Source organism: Rhodopirellula halodulae (genome assembly GCF_020966775.1).
GTDB lineage: Bacteria > Planctomycetota > Planctomycetia > Pirellulales > Pirellulaceae > Rhodopirellula > Rhodopirellula halodulae.
This window is the reverse complement of record NZ_JAJKFV010000007.1, coordinates 102,101-124,185: the sequence shown is the minus strand read 5'-3', so window position 1 is coordinate 124,185 and position 22,085 is coordinate 102,101. Positions and strand designations below refer to the sequence as shown.

15 protein-coding genes are annotated in these 22,085 nt (G+C 58.1%); 9 read left to right on the top strand and 6 right to left on the bottom strand.

Translation table 11 applies throughout. From position 1 onward, the window contains the following. Positions 1 to 2: 2 nt before the first annotated feature. The 5 genes from LOC70_RS05920 to LOC70_RS05900 form a co-directional block, all read right to left on the bottom strand. Positions 3 to 4,094, bottom strand: a complete 4,092-nt coding sequence (locus tag LOC70_RS05920) for an ATP-binding protein (RefSeq protein WP_230252494.1) — start codon at positions 4,092 to 4,094, stop codon at positions 3 to 5. Continuing rightward, entirely contained in the window at positions 4,091 to 5,389 is a 1,299-nt protein-coding gene (locus LOC70_RS05915) for a metallophosphoesterase family protein (RefSeq protein ID WP_230252493.1), read from the bottom strand. Before LOC70_RS05915 ends, LOC70_RS05920 begins: the two co-directional genes overlap by 4 nt. A 96-nt stretch (positions 5,390 to 5,485) precedes the next feature. Beyond that, complete coding sequence (locus tag LOC70_RS05910) at positions 5,486 to 6,427, bottom strand: SMP-30/gluconolactonase/LRE family protein (protein WP_230252492.1); 942 nt, start codon at positions 6,425 to 6,427, stop codon at positions 5,486 to 5,488. Between the two features lie 245 nt (positions 6,428 to 6,672). Continuing rightward, a complete protein-coding gene (locus LOC70_RS05905; RefSeq protein WP_230252491.1) occupies positions 6,673 to 7,983 on the bottom strand; it encodes a glycosyltransferase family 4 protein in 1,311 nt (436 codons plus the stop codon). Further along, positions 7,980 to 8,507 carry a hypothetical protein gene (locus LOC70_RS05900; RefSeq protein ID WP_230252490.1) on the bottom strand — a complete coding sequence of 176 codons (528 nt, stop codon included), beginning with the start codon at positions 8,505 to 8,507 and terminating at the stop codon, positions 7,980 to 7,982. Before LOC70_RS05900 ends, LOC70_RS05905 begins: the two co-directional genes overlap by 4 nt. Before the next feature lie 291 nt (positions 8,508 to 8,798). On the opposite strand from LOC70_RS05900, the gene LOC70_RS05895 reads away from it, so the two are divergent. The 7 genes from LOC70_RS05895 to recG all read left to right on the top strand — a co-directional run bounded on the left by LOC70_RS05895 (position 8,799) and on the right by recG (position 16,437). Further along, positions 8,799 to 9,710: a penicillin-binding protein activator LpoB gene (locus LOC70_RS05895; protein WP_315857205.1), complete on the top strand. Its 912-nt coding sequence runs from the start codon at positions 8,799 to 8,801 to the stop codon at positions 9,708 to 9,710. Next, positions 9,707 to 11,146, top strand: coding sequence for a hypothetical protein (locus LOC70_RS05890; RefSeq protein WP_230252488.1), 1,440 nt, complete (start codon positions 9,707 to 9,709; stop codon positions 11,144 to 11,146). The genes LOC70_RS05895 and LOC70_RS05890 overlap by 4 nt, the downstream gene beginning before the upstream one ends. Positions 11,147 to 11,402: 256 nt before the next feature. Beyond that, positions 11,403 to 12,680 (top strand): serine--tRNA ligase, encoded by a 1,278-nt coding sequence (gene serS / locus LOC70_RS05885; protein WP_230252487.1) that lies wholly within the window; start codon positions 11,403 to 11,405, stop codon positions 12,678 to 12,680. Positions 12,681 to 12,744: 64 nt separating this feature from the next. Then, entirely contained in the window at positions 12,745 to 12,909 is a 165-nt protein-coding gene (locus tag LOC70_RS24595) for a DUF2256 domain-containing protein (RefSeq protein ID WP_230274005.1), read from the top strand. Between the two features lie 80 nt (positions 12,910 to 12,989). Further along, on the top strand, positions 12,990 to 13,247 hold the full coding sequence (locus tag LOC70_RS05880) for a hypothetical protein (RefSeq protein ID WP_230252486.1): 258 nt from the start codon (positions 12,990 to 12,992) through the stop codon (positions 13,245 to 13,247). A gap of 118 nt (positions 13,248 to 13,365) precedes the next feature. Then, complete coding sequence (locus tag LOC70_RS05875) at positions 13,366 to 14,175, top strand: TatD family hydrolase (RefSeq protein WP_230252485.1); 810 nt, start codon at positions 13,366 to 13,368, stop codon at positions 14,173 to 14,175. Positions 14,176 to 14,184: 9 nt separating this feature from the next. Next, positions 14,185 to 16,437, top strand: coding sequence for an ATP-dependent DNA helicase RecG (recG, locus tag LOC70_RS05870; protein ID WP_230252484.1), 2,253 nt, complete (start codon positions 14,185 to 14,187; stop codon positions 16,435 to 16,437). A gap of 1,187 nt (positions 16,438 to 17,624) precedes the next feature. On the opposite strand, the gene LOC70_RS05865 is transcribed toward recG, so the two are convergent. Next, the gene (locus tag LOC70_RS05865) at positions 17,625 to 20,444 is read right to left on the bottom strand and encodes a hypothetical protein (protein ID WP_230252483.1); all 2,820 of its coding nucleotides are present in this window, start codon (positions 20,442 to 20,444) and stop codon (positions 17,625 to 17,627) included. 235 nt (positions 20,445 to 20,679) lie between these two features. On the opposite strand from LOC70_RS05865, the gene LOC70_RS05860 reads away from it, so the two are divergent. Both LOC70_RS05860 and LOC70_RS05855 read left to right on the top strand, forming a co-directional pair. Then, positions 20,680 to 21,756 (top strand): Gfo/Idh/MocA family oxidoreductase, encoded by a 1,077-nt coding sequence (locus LOC70_RS05860; RefSeq protein ID WP_230252482.1) that lies wholly within the window; start codon positions 20,680 to 20,682, stop codon positions 21,754 to 21,756. Next, positions 21,753 to 22,070: a P-II family nitrogen regulator gene (locus tag LOC70_RS05855; RefSeq protein ID WP_230252480.1), complete on the top strand. Its 318-nt coding sequence runs from the start codon at positions 21,753 to 21,755 to the stop codon at positions 22,068 to 22,070. Before LOC70_RS05860 ends, LOC70_RS05855 begins: the two co-directional genes overlap by 4 nt. The last annotated feature ends 15 nt before the right edge of the window (positions 22,071 to 22,085 follow it).

The following is a 22,085-nucleotide window of genomic DNA, read 5'->3' as shown; positions in this document are numbered from 1 at the left end:
ACCTAAGAACTCTTGCTGCGTTCACCGGTCCACCACGACGAGGACGAATCGCCGCCATCGCGAGCACGTGAACGAGTGGCTTCGTCGTGAACCAGCGAACCAATGGCTTCGGCTTCGTTGACGACCGTTTGCATTTCACGGTCCTCTTCGTCCAACCATTGATTGCGAGCCATCTCCGCAGCGGCCTCTTCCGCATCGATTCGTCCGTCGGCGGGTTCGCGTTGGAACCATGCCCAACCGATGTCATCCGCGGATTCGGTGATCTCCTCGATCACTTCCACCTTCGGTGCCGGTTTCGGACGTTGGATTTTCTTCTCGACAATTGGTCGCTCGATTAGCAATTGAGGCGGACGCACGCGACGATGCTGACGCGTCATGTCGCGGAACTTGAAGTGGAACTTCGACTTGGGCTTGCTCGGACGCCGGTCTTCCACGACCAATTCGATGGGCTCGGGTTTGACGGGTGGCGTGACGATGACAACGGGTTCGGGTACGACGGGTTCGGGAACAACAGGTTCAGGTTCGGGCAACTCGACCACTGGAAGCGGTTCAGGTGCCGGTTCCTCGACCACCAACTCGGGTTCTTCTTCGACGTACTCCTCTTCTTCGACGTACTCGTATTCTTCTTCGTAAGTTTCCTCGACTGCAGGCGGCAGGATGTGGGCACGACCGGGAGTTCCCTGGGCTGGCATCTGTCGCACTTCGACACCGATTTGGTGGAAGATGTCAACGATGTGCTCATGACAAGTGAACATCATCACTTGGTGGCCAAGCTCGGCGAACGTCTTCAGCGTTCGTGCCGCGTGTTCTGCTCGCGTGCCGTCGAAGTTCACCAACACGTCATCCAAAACCAATGGCAGCATCACACCACGACGTGCATAGGCGGCCGCGAGTGACAAACGCAGTGCGATGAAGACGGCTTCGCCCGTTCCGCGACTGAGAACTTCCAACGGCAGCGACTTGCCATCGGCATCATCGATCTTCAACTGATTCGACCCCAACGGCGTCCAAATGCGAACGTACTTGCCGTCGGTCAATTGATTCAGGAATGACGATGCTTCTCGCAGTGTTTCGGGTTGGCGTTCGTTTTCCACCGTTCCGCAAACGTCTTCGAGCAAGCAGCTCGCCATCGACAACGTTTGCCAACGACGTGCTAACTGATTCAGTTGACGTTCCAAACATCCCAGTTCCAAACGCGCCGTCATCAGACGATCATCGTCGCCAAGCTGTTTCATCGCTTGGGCCAATTCGCCCTGAGCGGTTTGCAACGTGGCGATGCGAGCTTCAGTCTCGGTCATGCGAGTGGTCAGTGAATCCCAGCGACGTTCCAAATCGGTCGCTTTTGCACCTTCGATTTCACGAGCGACATCATCGTATTGAACGCTGTTGCCGATCATCGAACGCACTTGTTGATCCAGCGAATCAAATTGCGATCGGTGCTCGACCAGCAACGATTTTCGGTCAACAATCTCGTAGAACTGCTCCGGAGTTGCCACACCGCACTTGGCCCACAAGGCACGACGCTGTTGTTCGCCACGTTCGATCGCACGAGCGTGAGCCTGCTGTTGCTTCTTCAAATGCTGGTCGTGCTCTTTCAACTGACGACGTTGCTTCACCCAGTGTTGCTGGCGAGCGACTTCTTCGTGCAGATGATTCAACTGATCCAGCGGATTGGATCGCATCGTGACCGGACGCTTTCCACGATTGTTGTCGGCCGCCTCGAAGGATTCCGATTCTTGACGTCGATCACGCTGACGATTTCGTTTGTCGTTGCGATTCTTCTTCGACGATTTTCGCTGCGAACGAGCGTAGGACTCGGTGTAGTCGTCTTCTTCAACGTCCTCGTATTCGCTCTCGTCGTAGTTGGTCGCGTAGTCCTCGTCGTACCCGTGGGCGGTATCCGATTCGCGATCGTTCTTCTCGTTCAACGCATCGATCGCGTTGTCGGACGCGTCGATGGCTTCCAGATACAACGTTTCAATGCGTTTGGCCAACGACTGACGTTCGCGAGTTCGCTGACCACGTTCGTCCTTCAGTTCGTTCAAACGACGCAGACTGGTTTGCAACGCTTCGTAGCCATCGCCGAGCACACGGACGCTCTTGGGTGACAACGTGGTCGACAAGCCGAGCCGATCCAGCGTGGCGGTCCATTCTCGCCGAGCCGCCTTCAGACCTTCGCCGGCTTTTTGGGCTCGTTTGTAAGATGCTTGATAGGATTGCTGGGCGGCTTGGTGAGCGTGATACAGCGGCATCGACTCGTCGAGTTCCGCCAGCAGCGACTCGGACTCACGCAAGCGAGCCTCGAGCGATTCATTGCTGACCGGCAACGACGAATCCAGGTCTTCGCGTTCGGCTTCCAATTCACGAAGCTGACGTTTGACCGATTCGATTTGACGTTCGCAATCGTCCAAATCGCGGGCCGTGTTGCGTTGCCCTTTCTCTCGTGACAGGTAGTACACGAGCAACGCCATCGCACCAAACATGATGCAGAGCATGCCCTGCGTCGGGTTGGGCTCCGAAACAAAAGTCGTGATTTGGAAGACGTTGAACAATCCGTACAGCAGCAGCATTCCGCCGGCGATGAACGGCAACGACAACAACCACAACCGATCAATCGGCACCGCTTCATCTGTGGTCAATTCCACCGATTCGCGTTCAAGATCCCTGTGGTGTCGCTTCAGTTTCTCCAGGTGTTGTCCCAACTGGATGCGCTGACGCAACGTTGAAATGCTGTCGTTCTCGCGTCGGATCGCCTGCTGCAAATCGGACGCATGAGCACGCTGGAGGATCTCCTGCAACTGATCCTGCAGTTTTTCTTTGCGAGCTTTGTGGGTCTTGCCTTCGGCGCGAGCCTGTTTCAGCAAGAACAATTGCTCTTTAACGTGTTTGGCCGGTTCCGACAAAGCGGACAAGGTCGAACGCGACAAGTCAGGCAAATCGCCTTCGTCACCGTCGCCCAATCGCAAACGATCGTCTTCGTCGATTCCCAAACGATCGGCGTCGGCATCGACCTGGTTACGAGCCTTTTCGATCTGGCTGTCCAACCGAGCGATCTGTTCTTCGAGTGCTTCGATCCAAGTCGCCTGTTGCGAAGCCGCTTCGATGCGTCCCTGCAAGTCAAACAATCGTTTGTTGATTGGCAATTGCTCGGACTTGTCACGCAGCCCGCGACGTTTGTTCTTGATTTCGTCCAGCTTGGATCGACGGTCCTCGATCATGGCTTCGATCTGGACCAGCTGCCCGGGAGCTTCATCGGGCAGGGAAGCTTCTCCTTCGATCGCGGCGATTTCCTCTTCGATCTGCTCGCGTTCTTGCCATTTGTCGTAGACGCTGGTCGCGATTTCCACGCAACGAGCTTCACGTTCCCAAGCCACCATGCGGCCGCGAAGGGTTTCGATTTCTTGGCTTTGCGTTCGACGCTGGGTCGCCAATTCGCTCCATCGACGGGTGCTACCGGAAAGCCGCTGAATTTCATCACGCAACTTTTCGCGACGTGACATCATCGACGCGAGTTTGCCTGCGGCGGCTTCGTTGTCTTCCGATTCAGCATCGCGTTTGCCAACGACTTCCGAACGTCCGGCACGCAAACTGCGCAGCACGTCCACCAACGAAACTCGGTCCAAACCGCTGCTGAGTTTGTACAGTTCATCCGCGGCGGAGGTGTCGTCCAACGTCGACAACTCTTGCAATTCGCGAATTCCGATGGCGAAGACGTTGGTGAAGATCGGCTCGTCAATCTGTCCCAACAGCATTTGCAATCGATGCTGGCCCTGAGCCAAGCCGTCGGATCCCGTGACCGTCAATCGACCGGTCACATCGGTGTCCGTCAGTTGGCTGTGCCGGCGCACTTCGTATCCACCGCCGGGACCGGTGACGCGAATCGCACCGCCGGGTGTTCCACCATGAATGGGCGGCAAGTACTTTTGGCGGCGTTCCTCGGTGAAGCCATACAGCATGGCTCGCAGGAACTGCATCAGCGTTGTTTTGCCAGCCTCGTTCGGGCCGTAAAACAACGTCATGCCTTCGGGCAACGAATCGACCGACAATCCGGTCCAGACGCCAAAACCGTCGATTTGGATGTCTTTGATCTTCATGATTTTCGTCCCCAAGAGGGTTTGCCACCGCGAAGCAATTCGACGCCCATCAAGGTGGCTTCCGCGAGAATGGATTCGCGTTGATCGGCGGGCACGTCACCCAACAATGACGACGCGGTGCTGGACAATTCGGCGTGCTCTTCCGTGAAAGGCATCAAGTCCAAACGATCTTTGGATTCTGAGGACGAGGTTGACTCACCGCCCGATCCGGAACTGGTGGCAACACGACGTGCTCCGGCGAATTTCTTGCTGGCTCGCAAGAAGTCCCCGAGGATCGTGTCTTCGTCCTGCCAAGATTTTGGGTAATGGTGAGGAGGTCGCACGCTGAGTCGCGTGGTCCAAACCGCGGGATTGGATTGTCCATGATCACGACGAAGGTTTCGCAACAACTCCGAAGGATCGCCCACGGATGGCAACACCTCGGCGTTGTCCAGCGTGACTTCCCAAGACACCAACAAATGCCGGCCACCGTGTTCGTTGGCCAGCGAGCCGATCTTTTGACCGAGCAAGTTTCGGAGGCTGCCCGCCGATCGAATTTCGTCTGAATCGATGGCAACATTCAGATAACGGAATCGATCGGTTTCCACTCGACGCACGCGAGCGGTGTGTTCGGCATCCACGTCGACCACGACGTAGCCGTGCGGTCCCGGTTCGTCGCTGCTGCGACCTTGGGGGGAACCGGGGGCGATGGCTCCGGCTTCGGCACCGCCTTCGATTTCAGTGTGATTGTGAGGACCGCCCAGAGCCCAGTAATCCATCCGAGCCCCGGCCAAAGCATTCGCGTCCGCGATTCCGTGTCCCACGCCGACGGTGAACTCATCCGTGGTTTCGGTTTGATAACCGGGAACGTGCAGCGTGTTGCGGCCTTCGCTGCTGCGACCAATCACCGAGCAAACCGTTCGGCCGGCTCGTTGATGAGGAATCGCCACGGCACGGTCGCGAGGAAACAGCGTCACGTTGGGTGGCAACGGAACCGCTTCGGGCCATTGTTTTGGGTCGTCCGCGATCCCCGCGGACCAGTAGACCGGTGTGTTGGCCGCGTGCAGCTTTTCAAAGCCATCCAGCAACAACGACATGCCGTGCGGTCCGGCGGCGATGGGATGCAGCAAATCGCCGGACAGCACGAGAAAGTCGATGTTTTCCGCGAGAGCAGCTTCGAAAACGGCCGCCGCCGCATCACGAGGGGCCGTCGCCATGGCGGATTGCAATTGCGGCGGCAGATGGTCGAGATCACCCAGCGGAGTTTCCAAATGAAAATCGCTGGCGTGAATGAATCGGAATGATTCTCCGGGCATCGTTTCCTCCTTGAAACGGCGTTTTTCGGCCGCGCGGACCGATCCAGGTCCTGCGCTCGCGTGAAACTGTAACGAAACTCCGGAGATCCTGCAAAATCAATTTGCGGGAAACTCGCGGAATCCCGCCAGCGGCATTTCCACCGAATACAACGATTTGCGGGCCGTCACGAACATCGTGCGGAACTCTGAACCACCAAAGGTCACATTCGCGGGGATCTCAGGAAACTCGACCGCGCCCAAAGGTTTCCCGGCGGGAGAAAAAATTTGCACGCCCAAATGAGTCGTGATGTACAGGTTCCCCTTCACGTCGAGTGCCATCCCGTCGCCGCCGCCGTTGGTCTCGCCTTCGGGTTGAGCCAGCTTGCAAAGCACGCGAGACGGGCCGAGTTTGCCGGGGCCCAAAACCTCGTAGGCCAGCATCTCCGCTTGCATCGATGGGATCACATACAGCGTTTTGCCATCCGGTGACAAACCAATTCCGTTGGGTGCGGCGATATCATCGGTCAAACGCGTGACCTTCGGATCGCTCTCAAAATTCGCGATGTAATAAACGCAACGTTCGGTCTGCGGCCATGGCTCCGGGGCTCGGTATTGCGGGTCGGTGAAGTACAACCCGCCGTGGTTGTCGACCACCAAGTCGTTGCACGCGTTGAATCGTTTGCCGTTGTAAGTGTCAGCCAAAACCGTTCGCTTGGGCGTGTCGCCTGACAAGTCATACATCGTGACGGCACCGTCCATTTCGCACGCCAGTAATTTGTCATTCGACAAAGGCCACAAGCCGTTGGCGTGACGCGAATCGTCGGTGAACAAAGACAACTTGCCATCTGGCGAATGCAAATGAATCGCGGTGTTCGGGATGTCGGTGAAGTACAAACGTCCGTCGTCCATCGCGGCGGGGCCTTCGGTGAAGTCAAACCCCGTGTGAACTTGCTTCACCGGACCAACGGGTTCGATCGTTTCGGCGCGGACCGTTTGGCCGAGGGGTGCGTTGATTAGGACAGCGACCGAGGCAAAGACAAATGCAAATCGCGAATTCATGGAGGTTCATTCGGGGTGGGGACAGACGGAGTGGGGAAGGCCGCCATTGTAGATCAACCCGAGACGAGAAAGCGGGGTAGAGCCAATTACCCGCAGCTCGAAATCCACAACCTGACGCTCGGTGGTCCCCCACCGAGAACGGCTTTTCCATCGAACGCCAATGCCGTCGCGGTGGAGGTGGTGTTCGTCTCGGCGGGGGACCGCCGAGCTACAGGTTTTGCGGCAGAAGGTTCAGCCGGTGCAGGCTAGCTGCGCTGGCAGGTGCGGCGCATGTGTTCGGCGGCGGATTCGATGTGGTGAAGCTGGTGAACGGATTGCCGACCGGTTTCGCCCAACGACGCTCGTCGGTCGGGATCGTTCTTCAACTCGATCAACTGGTGGACCAGGGCTTCGGTGTCTTCTGGATGGAACAAAACACCACCGCCGGTCGATCGCACCAATTCGCTGAAGGCTCCATGATCCGGCTGGACGACCGGCACGCCACACGCCATGGCTTCCAGCAAAAACAGACCCTTTGGATCCTCGTAGGGAGCCGGAACGCTGAGCACATCCATGCTTTTCAGAAGCGAGATCTTTTCAGATTGTTCGGGACTTTCGGTCACCACAAATCGATCGGCCAATCCCGCGTCCGCCACACGCGATTTCAACTCGTTCAGATAGGCGACGTTGTGCTCGCCCAGCCAACCTGCCGCGTGCAAGGTGACATTGGCATGCTCGGGCCGCGAACCGATTCGCAGGAACGCATCGACCAAGTGGTGCAGGCCTTTCTCCGGTGCAATGCGTGCCAAATAGCCAATCCGAAACTCGTCATCCGGTCCCGCCACCATCGCTGGTTCCTCGCCAGGATCCGCCGCCGTTTGAAACGGCTGCAAATCGATTGACAAGGGGTGAAGGTCGAATCGATCGGGCCCCACGCCCAAGATCGCTCCCATCTTGTCGCGATAGAATTCGCTGTGCGTCACGAACACGTCGACTTGGTGGGACAGCTCCGCGCAAAGAGCGATTGCTTCGGATCGGGCATCGTCGGGCAAATGATCCAAGAAGATGTCATCGCCCTGCAACGTCACGACCAAACGCGTCTGCGGCAATCGTCGGCGAATCGTCGGGATCGCACCGCCGATCAGCAGGTTGCTGAAGATGATCGCGTCGGGCTGGATGTCTCGTTCCAACCAATCCACCAACCGAGACACCTCTTCGGATTGTCGGCCGTGTTCTCCGCGAAGCATTGAAATGGTCAACGCACCCAACTTGGCCGGGTCGGTCTTCACGGCCTTCTTGGTCAGCATCCGAATCAGCCCCGGCCGATCCATCCACGATCGTGTCCATCGAGGCAACCAACGCAGCCAAGGCATTTGCTGCAGCAGGTAAACATGAATGCCTCCGAAGAACACTTCGTCCGAGGCAATGCTGGATTCGTCCGTTCGGATCGGTGTGTAAACCGGTTGCAAAAGAACGTCGTCACCGCCGGCACGCAACGCTTTGGCAATCGCGTTGTCGTGCATGCAACTGCCGCAGTACATCCCCGCGGCACCGGCGGTCAGGAAGACGATTTTCAATCGATTGACTCGAAGTCGTCGAAATCGTCCAAGTCGTCGTCGAGGTCTTCGTCGTCGTCATCGCCAGCGGTGTTCAGGCCGAACTCGGCACTGATTTCATCATCGATCTCGATTTCGTAGTCGTCGTCGAGTTCTTCTTCAAAGTCATCGTCGAAGTCGTCATCAAAGTCGTCTTCGTCGATGTCGTCGAACTCGTCCACGTCGTCATCGATGTCGTCCAGGTCATCACCGATTCCGGGGCTGTCGTCGCCGTCGCCATCATCGTCGTCCGAGTCATCCACGTCGTCGTCATCGTCATCGTCGTCGACCAAGGTCGGCGAAACGGTTGGGACTTGTGGGAACGTGAAGGCGGGTGCCGGCTCCGTCGCGTCCAACACGCCGGCTGAAACCGACACCGGCACATTGGCCGAACCGATCACCTCGACGGGCGACGGGTTGGACAACAGCAGCGTTTCTTCCGCCTCGTTTCCTGGTTGCGAGGAAACGACGGAGTCAGCAACGGGGGCGGTCAAAGTGGCAGGCATGAACGAATGGCAATCGCGGATGGGGAAGATGGACCACTGAGAAGATAGGCTATTTTCGAAGCCTTCGTTAGTTTGGCGAACCCGGTCGGGTTTGGCGAACCATGGGGGTTTCAGGGATTCCATCGAGGATCGGGTCGACGTGGGGCCGATCATTTTGCTAACTGGCACAGCATTCACAAGCCGACAACCCGGAATTGTTCGCGGAAATTCGCTGATCAGAACCGCTCTGAATCAGGTTTTCCGGCCAATGACGTTGTTTCGGCCCACCAATCGACTGGGTGACCCACCGCCATGGATGGCAACTTGCAAACAAAATTGTCGCAACTTTCGGCATCAAATTCGTCGCCGGTTTCACCGGACGAAACCCAACCGTCACCGGTTGAATGCTCCCGCCGCGAAATGCTGGTGCGGTCTTTGGCCCGCTTTGGTGTCGGCGTCGGATTGACGGCCATCGGAACCTCCGGATGTGCCTCGCATCGCTACGGCCATTTGCTGGCCAGCGACGACAAAGACATGGTCGGCAGTCACGAAGCTGGGGCGGCAACCTGGAACCCGCTGGTTGACGAAGCCGTCGCGAAAATTTTGAGCCGCTGCCCGCCGCCAAACGAATCGGTTGTCTTCCCGAATCAATTTGCCGCCAATGGCACCCCGGCTCAGATGGCCAGCCACAGCCAAGCCTCGCCGGAAACCATGGTCGACCCCAGCACGGGCGAAGCGATCATCGGATCCCAAGTCACCTCCGGCCCCTTGGTCCAAGGTCCCGCGAAAGTTTGTTTCATCGGGATCGAGAACAAAAGCGCCGAGGAATTGGTGGACTTCAAGGATCAACTCTACGAACGCATCGATTCGCAAATCAATTCGGGCAGTTCCTTCCGAAGCATCAGCCGCCGAATGGTGGACGCGGCGTTGATCGAAACCCGATTGCGTCCGGATTCATTGTTCTTGCCTCAAAACCGATCCGCGTTTGCCGCCGCGCTTGGCCGCCAAGGCACGCCCGTGGATTACTTGCTGTACGCAACGATCACGACGGGAACCACCGATCGCAATAAATCCACGCAGCGAGATTATCTGCTGACGTTGGAAATGGTGAACCTGCAATCGGGCGACTACATCAAAGAGTCGTCGAAGATTCGAAAGGGTTACCACAACACGCGAGCGGGCAAATGGTGGAACTTCGGAATGTTCGACCAAGCCGACGGATGATCCGCTCTCGCGATGGCGTTGGTTGGACGAGCCAGCTCGCTGGTTGGTTGACGCTGCTGGCGTTGGTCACAACGGGCTGCGCCACCAAGCTCGCGCAAATTGACACCGCACGCAACGCCTTTGCCGCAGGCGATGCGGCCATGGCTCACGAAGTTTTATCCGAAGTCGCCAACGGCCGCGGACGTTTCGCGACGCCGGCCAAGCTGGACTTGGCGATGGTGGATTTGGCGACGGGCAACGCGACCGCTGCGGAGCAAAGGCTGCGATCACTGCGTGACGAATTCGAACACGCCAGCAAGCTCGCTCCGCTGCACGAAGCCGCTGCGATGGTCACCGATGACACGGCGCGACGGTTCCAACCCGCTGGGTACGAGCAAGTCATGATTCGCACGATGCTGGCGATGTGTTCGTTGGTGCGTGATGGTCAGGACGCGGAAAGCTACATCAACCAAGCCGCCATTTTGCAAGCCAAACTGCAACGGGAACACGACGAACGTCGCACTCAAGTTTTTGGCGAAGCGATCTCGGACACGTTGACCGCCAATGTTCATCAAGAACTGGCTTTGGCACCGTATCTTCGCGGCGTCTTGCGCGAAGAAACCATGCGAGACCTGGACGACGCGCGACGCAACTATCAATTGGTCAGTGCAATTCAGCCCAGTTTCCTGCCCGCCGCGGACGATCTGAAACGAGCCACCGAAGGCGTGCACAGCCAACCGGGGCACGGTGCCGTGTATGTGTTCGCTCTGGTCGGACGCGGCCCGATTTTGCAAGCCGTCGAGGCTCCCACGACCACCGCCGCGATGACGGTCGCGAGCGCATTGATGCTGAACGAAAGCAACGAAGAAGACGACGTGGACACGCTGCCGAAGATCACCTCGGTGAAGGTCCCCAGCGTGGTCATTCCGCCCAGCCAAGTCGCCGCGGTGACGGTGGCCAGCTACATCCCCACCGGTCCCGACACCCTGCCGCTGTACGAACTCCATGGTGCGACTCAGCCCCTGACGAACGTCGCCGAGATGGTGCAGAAACAGGCCGATGCCGAAATGCCGTGGACAATCGCCCGCAGTGTGATTCGTCAGGGCGGTAAGGAACTCGCCGTGTCGACCGCCCGGCAGCAATTGGGATTGGACGGTCCGATGGGAACGCTGTTCCAGTTCGCTTCCTCCACGGCTTGGACCGCCGCCGAATCGGCCGACACCCGTTGCTGGGGACTCCTGCCGCGAGAAATCCAGGTGCTGCGAGCCGAGCTGCCCGCCGGTGATCACTTGGTCGAGTTCGCCCCCGTCAACTACAACGGCCAACCGATCGCAACCGCCAATCGGATCCCCGTTCGAATTCACAACGGCCGCAACACTTACGCCCTGGTTATCGCCCCCACCGAAAAGATCTACGTCGTCACCGCCCGCCCCGAAGGAGGGAGCGGCGAGGGCTGAGGACGGAGTGCAGAGGGGTCAGTGCCGAGGGCTGAGGAAATAGGACTGAGAGACCAGCGTTGAGACCCCAGAGACAAGTGCGGAGATCAAAAGCCATCATCCCGAAGCCACTTCGTCCTTCCTTCTCATCACTCAGCCCTATTCACTCAGCCCTCAGCCCTCACCGCTCCCTCCTGGGCTGCGACGATCGGGGGAGTTTCGTTAAGTTGTTCGGCTGAGTCCCATCTTCCGTTTTTCCCCGAATCCCCCGACCACGATGCTCGACCGCAAATTCATCCTGCAAAACGCTTCGCTTGTTGCTGAAAACTCCGCCAAGCGAGGCGTCACCGTCGACGTCGACGCCATCTGCCGCTTGGAAGGCGAACGGATGGACGCGTTGAAGCGAGCCGAAGAACTGAACCGGCAAGCCAACGAGGTCAGCAAGCAAATCAAGTCCGCCAAGGACAACGACGAACGTCAGGAATTGATCGCCAAAGGCCGCAGGCTCCGCGAACAAAAAGACGCCGCCGGTGCGGAACAAGATCGTCTGGACGCGGAAATCGTCGAATTGCAAACGGTCCTTCCCAACCTGACGCACCCCGATGTGCCCGAAGGTGGCGAACATGACGCCAACGAAATTGGTCGCGGGAAGACACCCGTCGCCAAGTTCGACTTTGAACCGCTGGACCACCTTCAGCTCGGCGAAAAACACGACCTGTTCGACTTCGAAGGCGGGGCCCGCGTTGCCGGTTCAGGCTTTTACTTCCTGCGAAACGCCGCCGTGCGTTTAGATTTGGCCCTGCAACAATTCGCGATTTCGCACCTGGCTTCCAAAGGCTTCACACCAGTCTCCACGCCGGACTTGGCACTCACCAGCGTCTTGCAGGGCACGGGCTTCAACCCGCGTGGCCCTGAAACCCAGATCTACAGCATCGAAAACACCGAGTTGAACTTGGTTGCCACCGCCGAGATCACTTTGGGTGGCATGCTCAGCGGTCAAGTTCTCGCCAGCGAAGAATTGCCGCTGCGATACTGTGGCTTGAGTCACTGCTTCCGAACCGAAGCCGGCGCGGCGGGGCGAGCCAGCAAAGGTTTGTACCGGGTTCACCAATTCACCAAAGTCGAAATGTTCGCGTTCACGTTGCCTGACCAAAGCGAATCGATGCACGAAGAGATGCGTGGCCTGGAGTGTGAGATTTTCGACGCGTTGGAAGTTCCTTATCGAGTCATCGACACCGCCACGGGAGACCTGGGTGGACCGGCGTATCGCAAGTACGACTTGGAAGCCTGGATGCCCGGCCGAGGAGACGCCGGCGATTGGGGTGAGGTGACCAGCACCAGCAACTGCACCGATTACCAAGCCCGTCGATTGAACGTGCGTTCGAAGACCACCGGTCAAAAGGGCACCGAGTTCGTTCACACGCTGAACGGAACCGCCATTGCCACCGGTCGTGCGATGATCGCGATTTTGGAAAACCATCAACGAGCCGACGGTTCGATCAACGTGCCGCAAATTCTGCGACCTTGGGTCGGATGCGACGTCATCGAATGCTAACCACACGCTGATCATTCCGTGTCAGTATTTGAATCCGCGAATCGTCACGACATTTCCTGACGCCATGTCCGCACACCGCGATGCGAAACGCAACCTGCCAACCAAGACCTGCCCGGTCTGTCGTCGGGAATTCGCGTGGCGAAAAAAGTGGGCTCGCGATTGGGATTCTGTTCGCTATTGCAGCAACGCGTGTCGGAAAAAGGCGTCTTCAGCCAAAGCCAGTCCATGAGTTGTCGGGTACACTGAATGGTGAGCCCCTCCAACACGATCGTTGATTTTCCAACGTTTCCTCGCATTGATGATTGCCCCATGAGCCAACGGACCGCCGACGAAATTTTGGACGCTTCGTACTTGGAAGTGAGAGCCAAAGTTCTCGAACTCGCGGCTGTTTTGGACCGTCTGGATCGAGCCCCCGGCGGCCAAGACCCTTCGCCGAGACGGGATCAATTGACACACGCGATCGAGATGTTGCTCTCGAAAGATTCCGATCGCGCCGCCAAAGTCCAACACTGGTTCTCTCGCGAATACGACCCCGACTGGAAAACCAATCTTGGCGTCGGCCAGTAACGGCACCAGCAAGCCATAACGCCATCGCCCTCGATGACGCACGAGACCGACGCAACGCTGATTTTTCGCGGCGTCGGCTCATCCCACCTCGACCGCCCACCAACCAACGACTCGCATCATGGACTTCATCGACCCGCACATTCACATGGTCAGCCGCGTCACCGATGACTACGAAGCCCTCGCACGGATGGGCTGCGTTGCAATCAGCGAACCCGCTTTTTGGGCCGGCTTTGATCGCGGCAGTGCCGACGGTTTTCGCGATTACTTTGAACAACTGACAACAGTCGAACCCAAACGTGCCGCGCAGTTCGGCATCCAACATTACTGCTGGCTTTGCATCAACGCCAAGGAAGCCGAGAACGTTTCCTTGTCGCGAGAAGTCATTGCGATGATCCCTGAATTCTTGGATCGCCCCGGTGTGCTGGGGATCGGAGAAATCGGGCTCAACAAGAACACCAAGAACGAAGCCACGGTGTTTCTCGAGCACTTGGAATTGGCGATCAAGTACGACCAACCCATCCTGATTCACACACCGCACCTGGAAGACAAATACCAAGGCACGCGGATGATCTTGGACATGCTCTGCGACGATTCGCGAATCAATCCTGATCGCGTGTTGGTGGATCACGTGGAAGAACACACCGTGGGCGAAGTGCTGGACCGAGGTTTCTGGGCCGGCATGACGCTGTACCCCGTGACCAAGTGCACGCCTGATCGTGCCGCCGATATGATCGAACGTTACGCGGGTGAACGATTGCTGGCTAATTCAGCCGGCGACTGGGGTGTTAGCAAACCAACGGCCGTGCCAGACTTGATCGTCACCATGCGTCGCCGTGGCATGGACGAAGCGTTGATTCGCAAAGTTGTCCATGACAACCCCGTCGCGTTCTTCTCCAAGAGCAAACAGTTTCATTACACGCCCCGGTAATTCGTCTTCGTGAGCGACCCGCGAACCACTGAATCGCGAACCAACGAGTCGGGCGGCGCAGGGTCGGATAGCTCGGGCCCGGGTAACTCCGAGTCAACGCTCACGCTGACCACGCCGATTCAATACTTGCCCGGCATCGGGCCGGCTCGAGCGGCGAGACTTCGCAAGCTGGGTTTGCGGATCGCTCGTGATTTCCTGTTTCTGTTTCCACGGAATCACATGTTTCCCCCGCCTCCGACTCGCGTGGCGGATCTGCAAGAAGGTGAACCGGCGACCTTCATCGGCACCATCACCGACGCCGAGCTGATCTCTCGCACGCCAGGCAAATCGCTGTTTGCCGCGATCGTCGAAAACGAATCGGGCGCGGTTCGCATCGTCTTTTTTAATCAGCCATTCCGAGCCGAACAGTTGACGTTCGACACGCGAGTTCGCATCAGCGGTTCGCCCAAGCTCGCGGGCCTGCGTTGGGAGTTCACTCATCCCAATTACGAGATCATCCAGGAAGACGAACTGCAGGAGCAAGACGACGGCGGTTTGATCCTGGCCAACTACCCGCTGACCGAAGGCATCAAACAGTCGGACTTGCGGCGTTTGGCTCGGCCTTTGATAGAGGAACTCGCCGGTCAATTGCCCGAGGTCCTCCCCGAGCGGTTGCGCCGCGACGCCGCCGAGCGTTTGAAACGAACCGGCATGGAGTTGCCGGATGCATTGCCCGAAATCGGCGAATCGCTGAGAGGCATTCATTTGCCGGAAAGCGAAGCGGACCTGCGTGCGGCACAAACTCGTTTGGTATTCCAAGAGCTCTTGGTGATGCAATTGGCTTTGGCCATGCGACGCCGATCGCTGACCAGCGAATTGCGGGCTCCTTCGTTGGAATGCTCCGCCACCGTTCGCAATCGTATCCTGCGTCGATTCCCATTTGATCTGACGGGTGATCAGAGACGGGTGATGGATGTGATCGCCGCCGACATGGCTCGGCAATACCCCATGAACCGGCTTCTGCAGGGCGATGTTGGAAGTGGCAAAACCGTCGTCGCCATTTTCGCGATGCTAGTCGCGGTGGCTGGTGGTTACCAAGCCACGTTGATGGCACCGACGGAAGTCTTGGCTCGTCAGCACCACGCGACGCTCACCAAAATGCTCGCCGACAGCCGCGTGCGAATTGGATTGCTATGCGGCTCGCTGACCGCCGCCGAACGACGCGACACGATTGCCAAAATCAAGTCGGGTGAACTTGACTTGATCATCGGCACGCAGGCTTTGGTGTACGGGGTGCAGTTCCATCAACTGGGACTGTGCGTGATCGATGAACAACATAAGTTTGGCGTCAAACAACGAGTGACACTTCGCGACGGAGGCATCGACCCACATTACTTGGTGATGTCCGCCACACCGATCCCCCGCAGTGTCGCGATGACGCAATTTGGCGATGTTGACCTGAGCACCCTGCGTGAAAAGCCGGCGGGACGCGGTGCCGTGCATACTTATCTTGCAGGGGACAGTTGGCGTGATCGTTGGTGGACCTTCGTTCGCCAGCGCGTCGCGGAAGGCCGCCAAGCGTTTGTGGTTGCACCAAGAGTCGGGCCGGAGGTGGAAGCCGCCGACGAGGAGTTGTCGGAACTGGTTGACGCAACCGAGCCGCCCGCGGAAGACATCACGTCCGTGCATGCCACCTACGAAAAACTTCGCAGCGGACCGCTGAAAGACCTGCGAGTTGGTTTGTTGCACGGGCGAATGGCTTCCGACGAGAAACAACGCGTGATGGAGCTTTTCGCCGAAGGTGAATTGGATGTGTTGGTCAGCACCACTGTGATTGAAGTGGGCATTGATGTTCCCAACGCCACCGTGATGGCGATCTTGGGCGGCAACCGGTTCGGTCTGGCTCAACTCCACCAGCTTCGCGGTCGAGTCAGTCGCGGCAAGCACGCGGGACACGTGTGCGTGTTCGTCGATGGGGACGGACCACCGGAAGAGGACGAACGTCTGAAGGTGTTTGAACAGACGCTCGATGGGTTTGAGCTCGCCGAAGCCGATTACCGACTGCGCGGGCCGGGCGATGTGCTCGGGCAACGCCAAAGCGGTGGAGCCAAACTCCGAATCGCGGATCTGCATCGCGACATAGAAATCCTGCAGGTCGCTCGCGAGATGGCGCAGGATTGGATCGACCGGGATCCAGAAATGGAATCCGAAGGGCTCGAATTATTGAAATCGCAAGTCCTCCGCCGCTACGGCAACCACCTCGACCTCGGTGATGGGGCGTAGGGAAGTTGGAAGTTGGAAGTTGGAAGTTGGAAGTTGGAAGTTGGAAGTTGGAAGTTGGAAGTTGGCGGTTGGCGGTTGGCGGTTGGAAACAGATCGAAACACTTTGCTCTTCACATACACGTTTGTGCCGCGTGACAACCGGTGCTAACGCACATCGGCTACTTCGTGCACTCGACCGAGCAACATTGACACGCCAACCAACCCCGTAGCCGATCGGCGTTAGCCGCGGTTGGCCGGTTCATTCAAAACCTTTACGACACAACCGAACGACAAAACGCTCCCGAGCAACACCGCTCACGCCGTAGCTCGCTTCGCCCGGTACGGCCTACTGGCCAGTCGCAATCTCGCTCGTGTCGCAAACCAACAGGGGGTGCAACAACCGGTGCTAACGCACTGCGGCTACTTGGTGCACTCGGTCGAGTAATACTGACACACCAACCAACCCCGTAGCCGATCGGCGTTAGCCGCGGTTGGCCGGTTCATTCAAAGCCTAGTCGACACAACCAAACGACAAAACGCTCCCGAGCATCCCAGCTCCACGCCGTAGCTCGCTTCGCTCGGTACGGCCTACAAACGCCCACACGTTGCTTGTCACATTTCCGTTTATGCCGTGCGGCAACCGGTGCTAACGCACTGCGGCTACTTGGTGCACTCGGTCGAGTAATACTGACACACCAACCAACCCCGTAGCCGATCGGCGTTAGCCGCGGTTGGCCCGCTCATTCAAAACCTTCACGACACAACCGAACGACAATACGCTCAAGAACAACCGGTTCCCACCCCGCAACTCGCTTCGCTCGGTACGGCCTACCAATCGGCTGGCCGACACGTCGACGTGGTCGCAGGGTGATAACCGGTGCTAACGCACATCGGCTACTTGGTGCACTCGGTCGAGCAATACTGACACACCAACCAACCCCGTAGCCGATCGGCGTTAGCCGCGGTTGGCCCGCTCATTCAAAACCTAGTCGACGCAACCGAACGATAAAACGCTCCCGAGCAACACCGCTCACGCCGTAGCTCGCTTCGCTCGGCACGGCCTACCAATCGGCTGGCCGACACGCCGACGTGGTCGCAGGGTGAAAACCGGTGCTAACGCACTACGGCTGTGAGGTCTCTCGAACGCGTTGCATCTACCAGCATTCCACTCAACAACGTCGCGTTTGTGCGACGGCGAACAATTGTCGTTACGGCGACACCGTGGTGGGTTCTCGGACGGCGATTCCATTGGGAACGTTGCGTGATTCGGCCTCGAGAACCAAATCGAAATCCTGAGCTTGGTTGCTTCGCAAAACCAATTCGTAGTCGATCGTTTCACCGGGCTTCATGGTTTTGATCTCGGTGAAATAGATTGTGTTGCCACTGCGACTCAAACCTTGCAATTCAGGACTCTTTGTCTGCACCAAACGCTCGACGATCACTCCCGGCGGCAGGTCAAAATGGATCTGCACCTGCGAGTCCAATAAATCCGTGTCGTTGGTGATCGCGATTGCGTACGGGATCAAATCACCAACGCGCGGGGAGATCTCCCGTTGCAGCACTTGTAATCGCAACACCCCAGCACGCGTCGGTGCGTTGGTTCCCGGGATTGGTGTGCTACGTCCCGCGTTGGGGTTGGGGGGTGGCGTTCCCGGTCCGCCCGGAATGCTTGGTGCACCCGTGGCGGGCGGCAAAACGGGCCCCGGTGTCAGCGGTGCGTTTTGCGGTGCTCCGGGGAAAATCTGAATGCGATCCGACATGCTGTTGCGTGCCCCTTCGTTGCTTTCCGCCGAGAAAACAATTTGGCTGGCCGCCGCTTCCGTCTGGGCTTCAAATTCCGTTTCCAAAATCACGGTTTGCCCAGGTGCAAGCTCGGGAATATTCCATGCGATCACATAGGGCGTATCGATCACGTACGGATAGTCCGTGGTGGCTCGCCGAGGGATGAGCTGCACGTCATAAGCCATGCTAGCACGCACATTCGTCAAAGGCACTTCGCCCGAGTTCGTCACACGTCCGGTCGCCAGCAATAAATCGCCAACTGCCATCCGATCACGAACCTGCAAGTTCGCGGTGATGGCCGGCGTTGGTGGAGCCGGGTTGATCGCGATCACGCAAGCCTGAGCCTGGGCACGTTGGCCTCCAGCGGCCAAAGCCACCACATCGATGCAGCGTTGCCCCGAGTCCGTGGGCACAAACGTGACGTTCGTCGACCAGATCTCGCCCGGATTCAGCGGCCCATCGGTCTTCTGGTTGCCGACACCACGCTCGTTGGTTTCCGTGTGAATCATGCCATTGTCGCCGGTCGCTTCAAGCTCGACTTCGTTCAACGGTCGATCGCCCGTGTTCTCGACTTCGATATTGAAACGAACGGGCTCACCCGCTGTCACACGATCTTCGGCGGGCGACAAACGCAGCGCGAGTGCCGGCCGAAAGATATCCACGCGAACATTGTCTTCCGCCAACAAACCATTGTCACCAGTGGCACGGAACGTCAAATTCAACGCCGAAGGCGAGGTCAAGTTCACCGCCAAATCAAGCTGCTGTCGCGCCGGCATGGTGCCAATGTCCCAGACAATGGAATTGGTGTAGACCTTGGCGAACGCATCCGTCGAAACGATGCGAACCCCTGCGGGAAAACCAAGTTCGACTTTCACGCCCGTTGCGTCTTGGTCGCCGGGATTGCGAAGATTGGCGGCAATGTCGAATGGAATCTGGTACGAAGCCACCTCAGGCCCACCCGCACGAATCTCCAGTTGAGGGCTGCTCCAGGTCACATAGGATTGCCCACGTCCCAACGTCAAATCGGGCATGTTGTCGGACGTTCCCCCCGGACGGATGGCACGCACGTCGATCACGGCATTGCCGCTGGTTCCCGCGATGGGCTCGAGCGTCGCACGAGCGTCACCCGAATCGTCCACGTTGACTTCGACGACGGAGGATCCACCTGTCCCGGCAAAGGTCGCCAGCTCAGGATTCATGATCTCGTAGCGAACTTTCCATCCGCGAGCCGGCAAGCTTCCTTCGGCTCGCGTCACTCGCGTGACCAAATCCACAATCGTTCCGGCTTCCACTCGTTGTGGACCGGGGAACTGCCAACGGGCATCGACCCAGTAGATCGTCGCGGTGGCTTTGCGTTGGTCCCAACAATCGCTGTCCGGTGCCAACACGGTGACGTGGCTGGTTCCTTCGCTGGGGCTGCTGACCGTGATGTAGGTCTGGCCTTTCTCAAGCTTGATGTCATCGGCCGCATTGCTATTGCCTCGCGTGACCACCATTTCTTTTGTGCTGGTCACCCCGCGGGCAAACCCGGGTGTCTCCTTCTTGGCTTCTGGAATCTTCGCCAATCGATGCACGAACCCGGGATCGTCGTCGCCAACTTCGATGATATGTCCCACGCTGTCTTGGGTCATCATCCATTCCAACGGCTCACCGGTCAGCAAGTACCCGTCGGTTCCGCAGATCCCCGACAGCAGCATGACTTCGCCACCGACGGGAGCAACGATTTTCTGAGGCGTAAGCAGGATGCAGCCTCGGTCACCACGAGACGGCAACTGACATGCTTTCGTTGCATTGATCTCCGTGCCGTACAGAACCGCCGGAGGACCGGTCAAACAATCACCCGAGCATCCTGGGCCCGGCACGCAGGGTCCGGTGTTGGCGACGCCACTGCCGATCGATGCGTTGGGATCCACGCACTGCGGTGGATCCTCGGGTTCAGGGAAGGCCGGATTGGGGATTCCCAAGCAAGGCGACTTCAGGCAGGTCCCCAGTTTGCGAACGCAGCCAAGGCATGAGCAACTGCCATCTTCCAAGCAACCGGGAAAAACCAAGCTGGTGGTCGTCGGCAAGGGTGCGAACAAGCAACTGCCCGAGCTATCGATCGCCGGCAATCGCAGATTCGAGCAACCGGTGGTGAGCAGAGCGATCAAGCCAACGGTCATCAGGAGCAAGCGATGCGAACGCTCCGCAATGGCGTGAAGGCCATTGCCGGAGGATTGATCGTTCGTGATCGTTTGCGTTGTCATCGATCCATCGGTTCTGCATGAAGAAAGAATTCCGTCCGTAGGAAAGCTAGCACGCAGGATCAAAGGAGCCTTTGTTGACAAGCCGAAAAATCAAATTCCTCGCCATCGGATCGACGTTCAGTTTGGTCTGGACCGGTGGTGCCGATTATGCGTTCAATCCGCTAGGCTTTCGCATTCGATCGTCAGCTCACCGCGTCCCCTTCACGGATCGATCACTCTTTCAGCGGCCGAATCTTTGACACCAGAAACTGCACCCTCCGAGCACGCCTCCCCGCCTATTCGCTTCGGTATTCTCGGCACCGGACGGATCACTCGCCGGCTGGTCGCGGACCTGCAATCCACCCCCGGTGCGAACGTTTCCGCGATTGCCAGCAGGACTTCCGAGCGAGCCCGCTGGTACGCCGATTCGTACGGCATCGCCAACGGGGTCGAAGGCTATTCCGAGCTGATCAAACGCGACGATGTCGACGCGGTTTATGTGGCGTTGCCTCCATCGCTCCATGAAGAATGGATGATGGCGGCGGCACAAGCCGGTAAACATGTTCTGTGCGAAAAGCCACTGGCGACGGATTCCGCAGCAACACAACGCATGGCTGACACATGCCAACAAGCCAATGTGCATTGGCTCGACGCGACCGCATGGTTGCACCATGACCGAACGGACATGTTCCGCACCTGGTTGGCCGACGCGACCGCACCGCAAGGCGAAAACGCGTTTCGATTGGGGGCGTTGCGTCACGTCAGCTCCGCGGTTTCATTCTTCAATCCGTTTCAATCCGGCGATCACCGCCAAGACGCCTCGCTAGGCGGCGGTTGCTTGCTGGATCTCGGTTGGTACGCGGCGGGCATGCTGCGTTTTGCAAACAATGGATTGCCCCAAACCGTTCAGGCCCAATGCGTGATGCGAGGCGGCGTGCCCTATCGCGTGACCGCGATGATGGATTTCCCGAACGATGTTTCGGCGACGATGTCGTGTGCGTTCGACACCGCGACTCGCAAGTGGTTTGAAATCGCCGGAGAAGAAGCCTCGATCGTTTGCGATGATTTCACGCGACCGTGGCCCGACAAACCGGCTCGCGGATGGGTTCACGAAGCATCAGGCAAAGTGCACCCGTTCAGTTGTGAATGCCACCAAGAACATCGAATGATCGAGCGATTGCTGGGTTGGATTGATTCAACCCAAGAAGACGCCTCGCTTTGGCAGTCCGCCAAAACGCCGTGGAGCGACTATCATCGGCAAGCAATCGAAACGCAACGATTGCTCGAAGCGATCGAAACCTCGATGAAGAACCAACAAACGGTGACGCTATGATTTTGATCCAAGCCATCATTCAACCGACCAAATTGTCGAATGTGCAATCCGCTTTGGACGAAGCTGGATTCAGCGAAACGATGGTCGGCGACGCGCTCGGATACGGTCGCCAGCGTGGGCAAACCGCTCTGTTTCGCGGCAACGAATACAAAATCGATCTGCTGCGGAAAGTCACCTTTGAAATGGTGATCGACGACGACGATCTGGAACCCGTCATCGAAATCATTCGCGACGCGTCCCGCACCGGCACGGAAGGCCAAATCGGCGACGGTAAGATCTTTGTCCTGCCCGTCGCCGACGTCATCGAAATCTAGCGGCAAAAACGATCG

What these genes read in the sequence shown, in the direction of transcription:
- LOC70_RS05895 (WP_315857205.1), top strand. Translation starts at nt 8,799, where the DNA reads ATGGATGGCAACTTGCAAACAAAATTGTCGCAACTTTCGGCATCAAAT.
- LOC70_RS05890 (WP_230252488.1), top strand. Translation starts at nt 9,707, where the DNA reads ATGATCCGCTCTCGCGATGGCGTTGGTTGGACGAGCCAGCTCGCTGGT.
- LOC70_RS05880 (WP_230252486.1), top strand. Translation starts at nt 12,990, where the DNA reads ATGAGCCAACGGACCGCCGACGAAATTTTGGACGCTTCGTACTTGGAA.
- LOC70_RS24595 (WP_230274005.1), top strand. Translation starts at nt 12,745, where the DNA reads ATGTCCGCACACCGCGATGCGAAACGCAACCTGCCAACCAAGACCTGC.
- LOC70_RS05855 (WP_230252480.1), top strand. Translation starts at nt 21,753, where the DNA reads ATGATTTTGATCCAAGCCATCATTCAACCGACCAAATTGTCGAATGTG.
- serS (WP_230252487.1), top strand. Translation starts at nt 11,403, where the DNA reads ATGCTCGACCGCAAATTCATCCTGCAAAACGCTTCGCTTGTTGCTGAA.
- LOC70_RS05910 (WP_230252492.1), bottom strand. Translation starts at nt 6,427, where the DNA reads ATGAATTCGCGATTTGCATTTGTCTTTGCCTCGGTCGCTGTCCTAATC.
- LOC70_RS05875 (WP_230252485.1), top strand. Translation starts at nt 13,366, where the DNA reads ATGGACTTCATCGACCCGCACATTCACATGGTCAGCCGCGTCACCGAT.
- LOC70_RS05920 (WP_230252494.1), bottom strand. Translation starts at nt 4,094, where the DNA reads ATGAAGATCAAAGACATCCAAATCGACGGTTTTGGCGTCTGGACCGGA.
- LOC70_RS05900 (WP_230252490.1), bottom strand. Translation starts at nt 8,507, where the DNA reads ATGCCTGCCACTTTGACCGCCCCCGTTGCTGACTCCGTCGTTTCCTCG.
- LOC70_RS05915 (WP_230252493.1), bottom strand. Translation starts at nt 5,389, where the DNA reads ATGCCCGGAGAATCATTCCGATTCATTCACGCCAGCGATTTTCATTTG.
- LOC70_RS05865 (WP_230252483.1), bottom strand. Translation starts at nt 20,444, where the DNA reads ATGACAACGCAAACGATCACGAACGATCAATCCTCCGGCAATGGCCTT.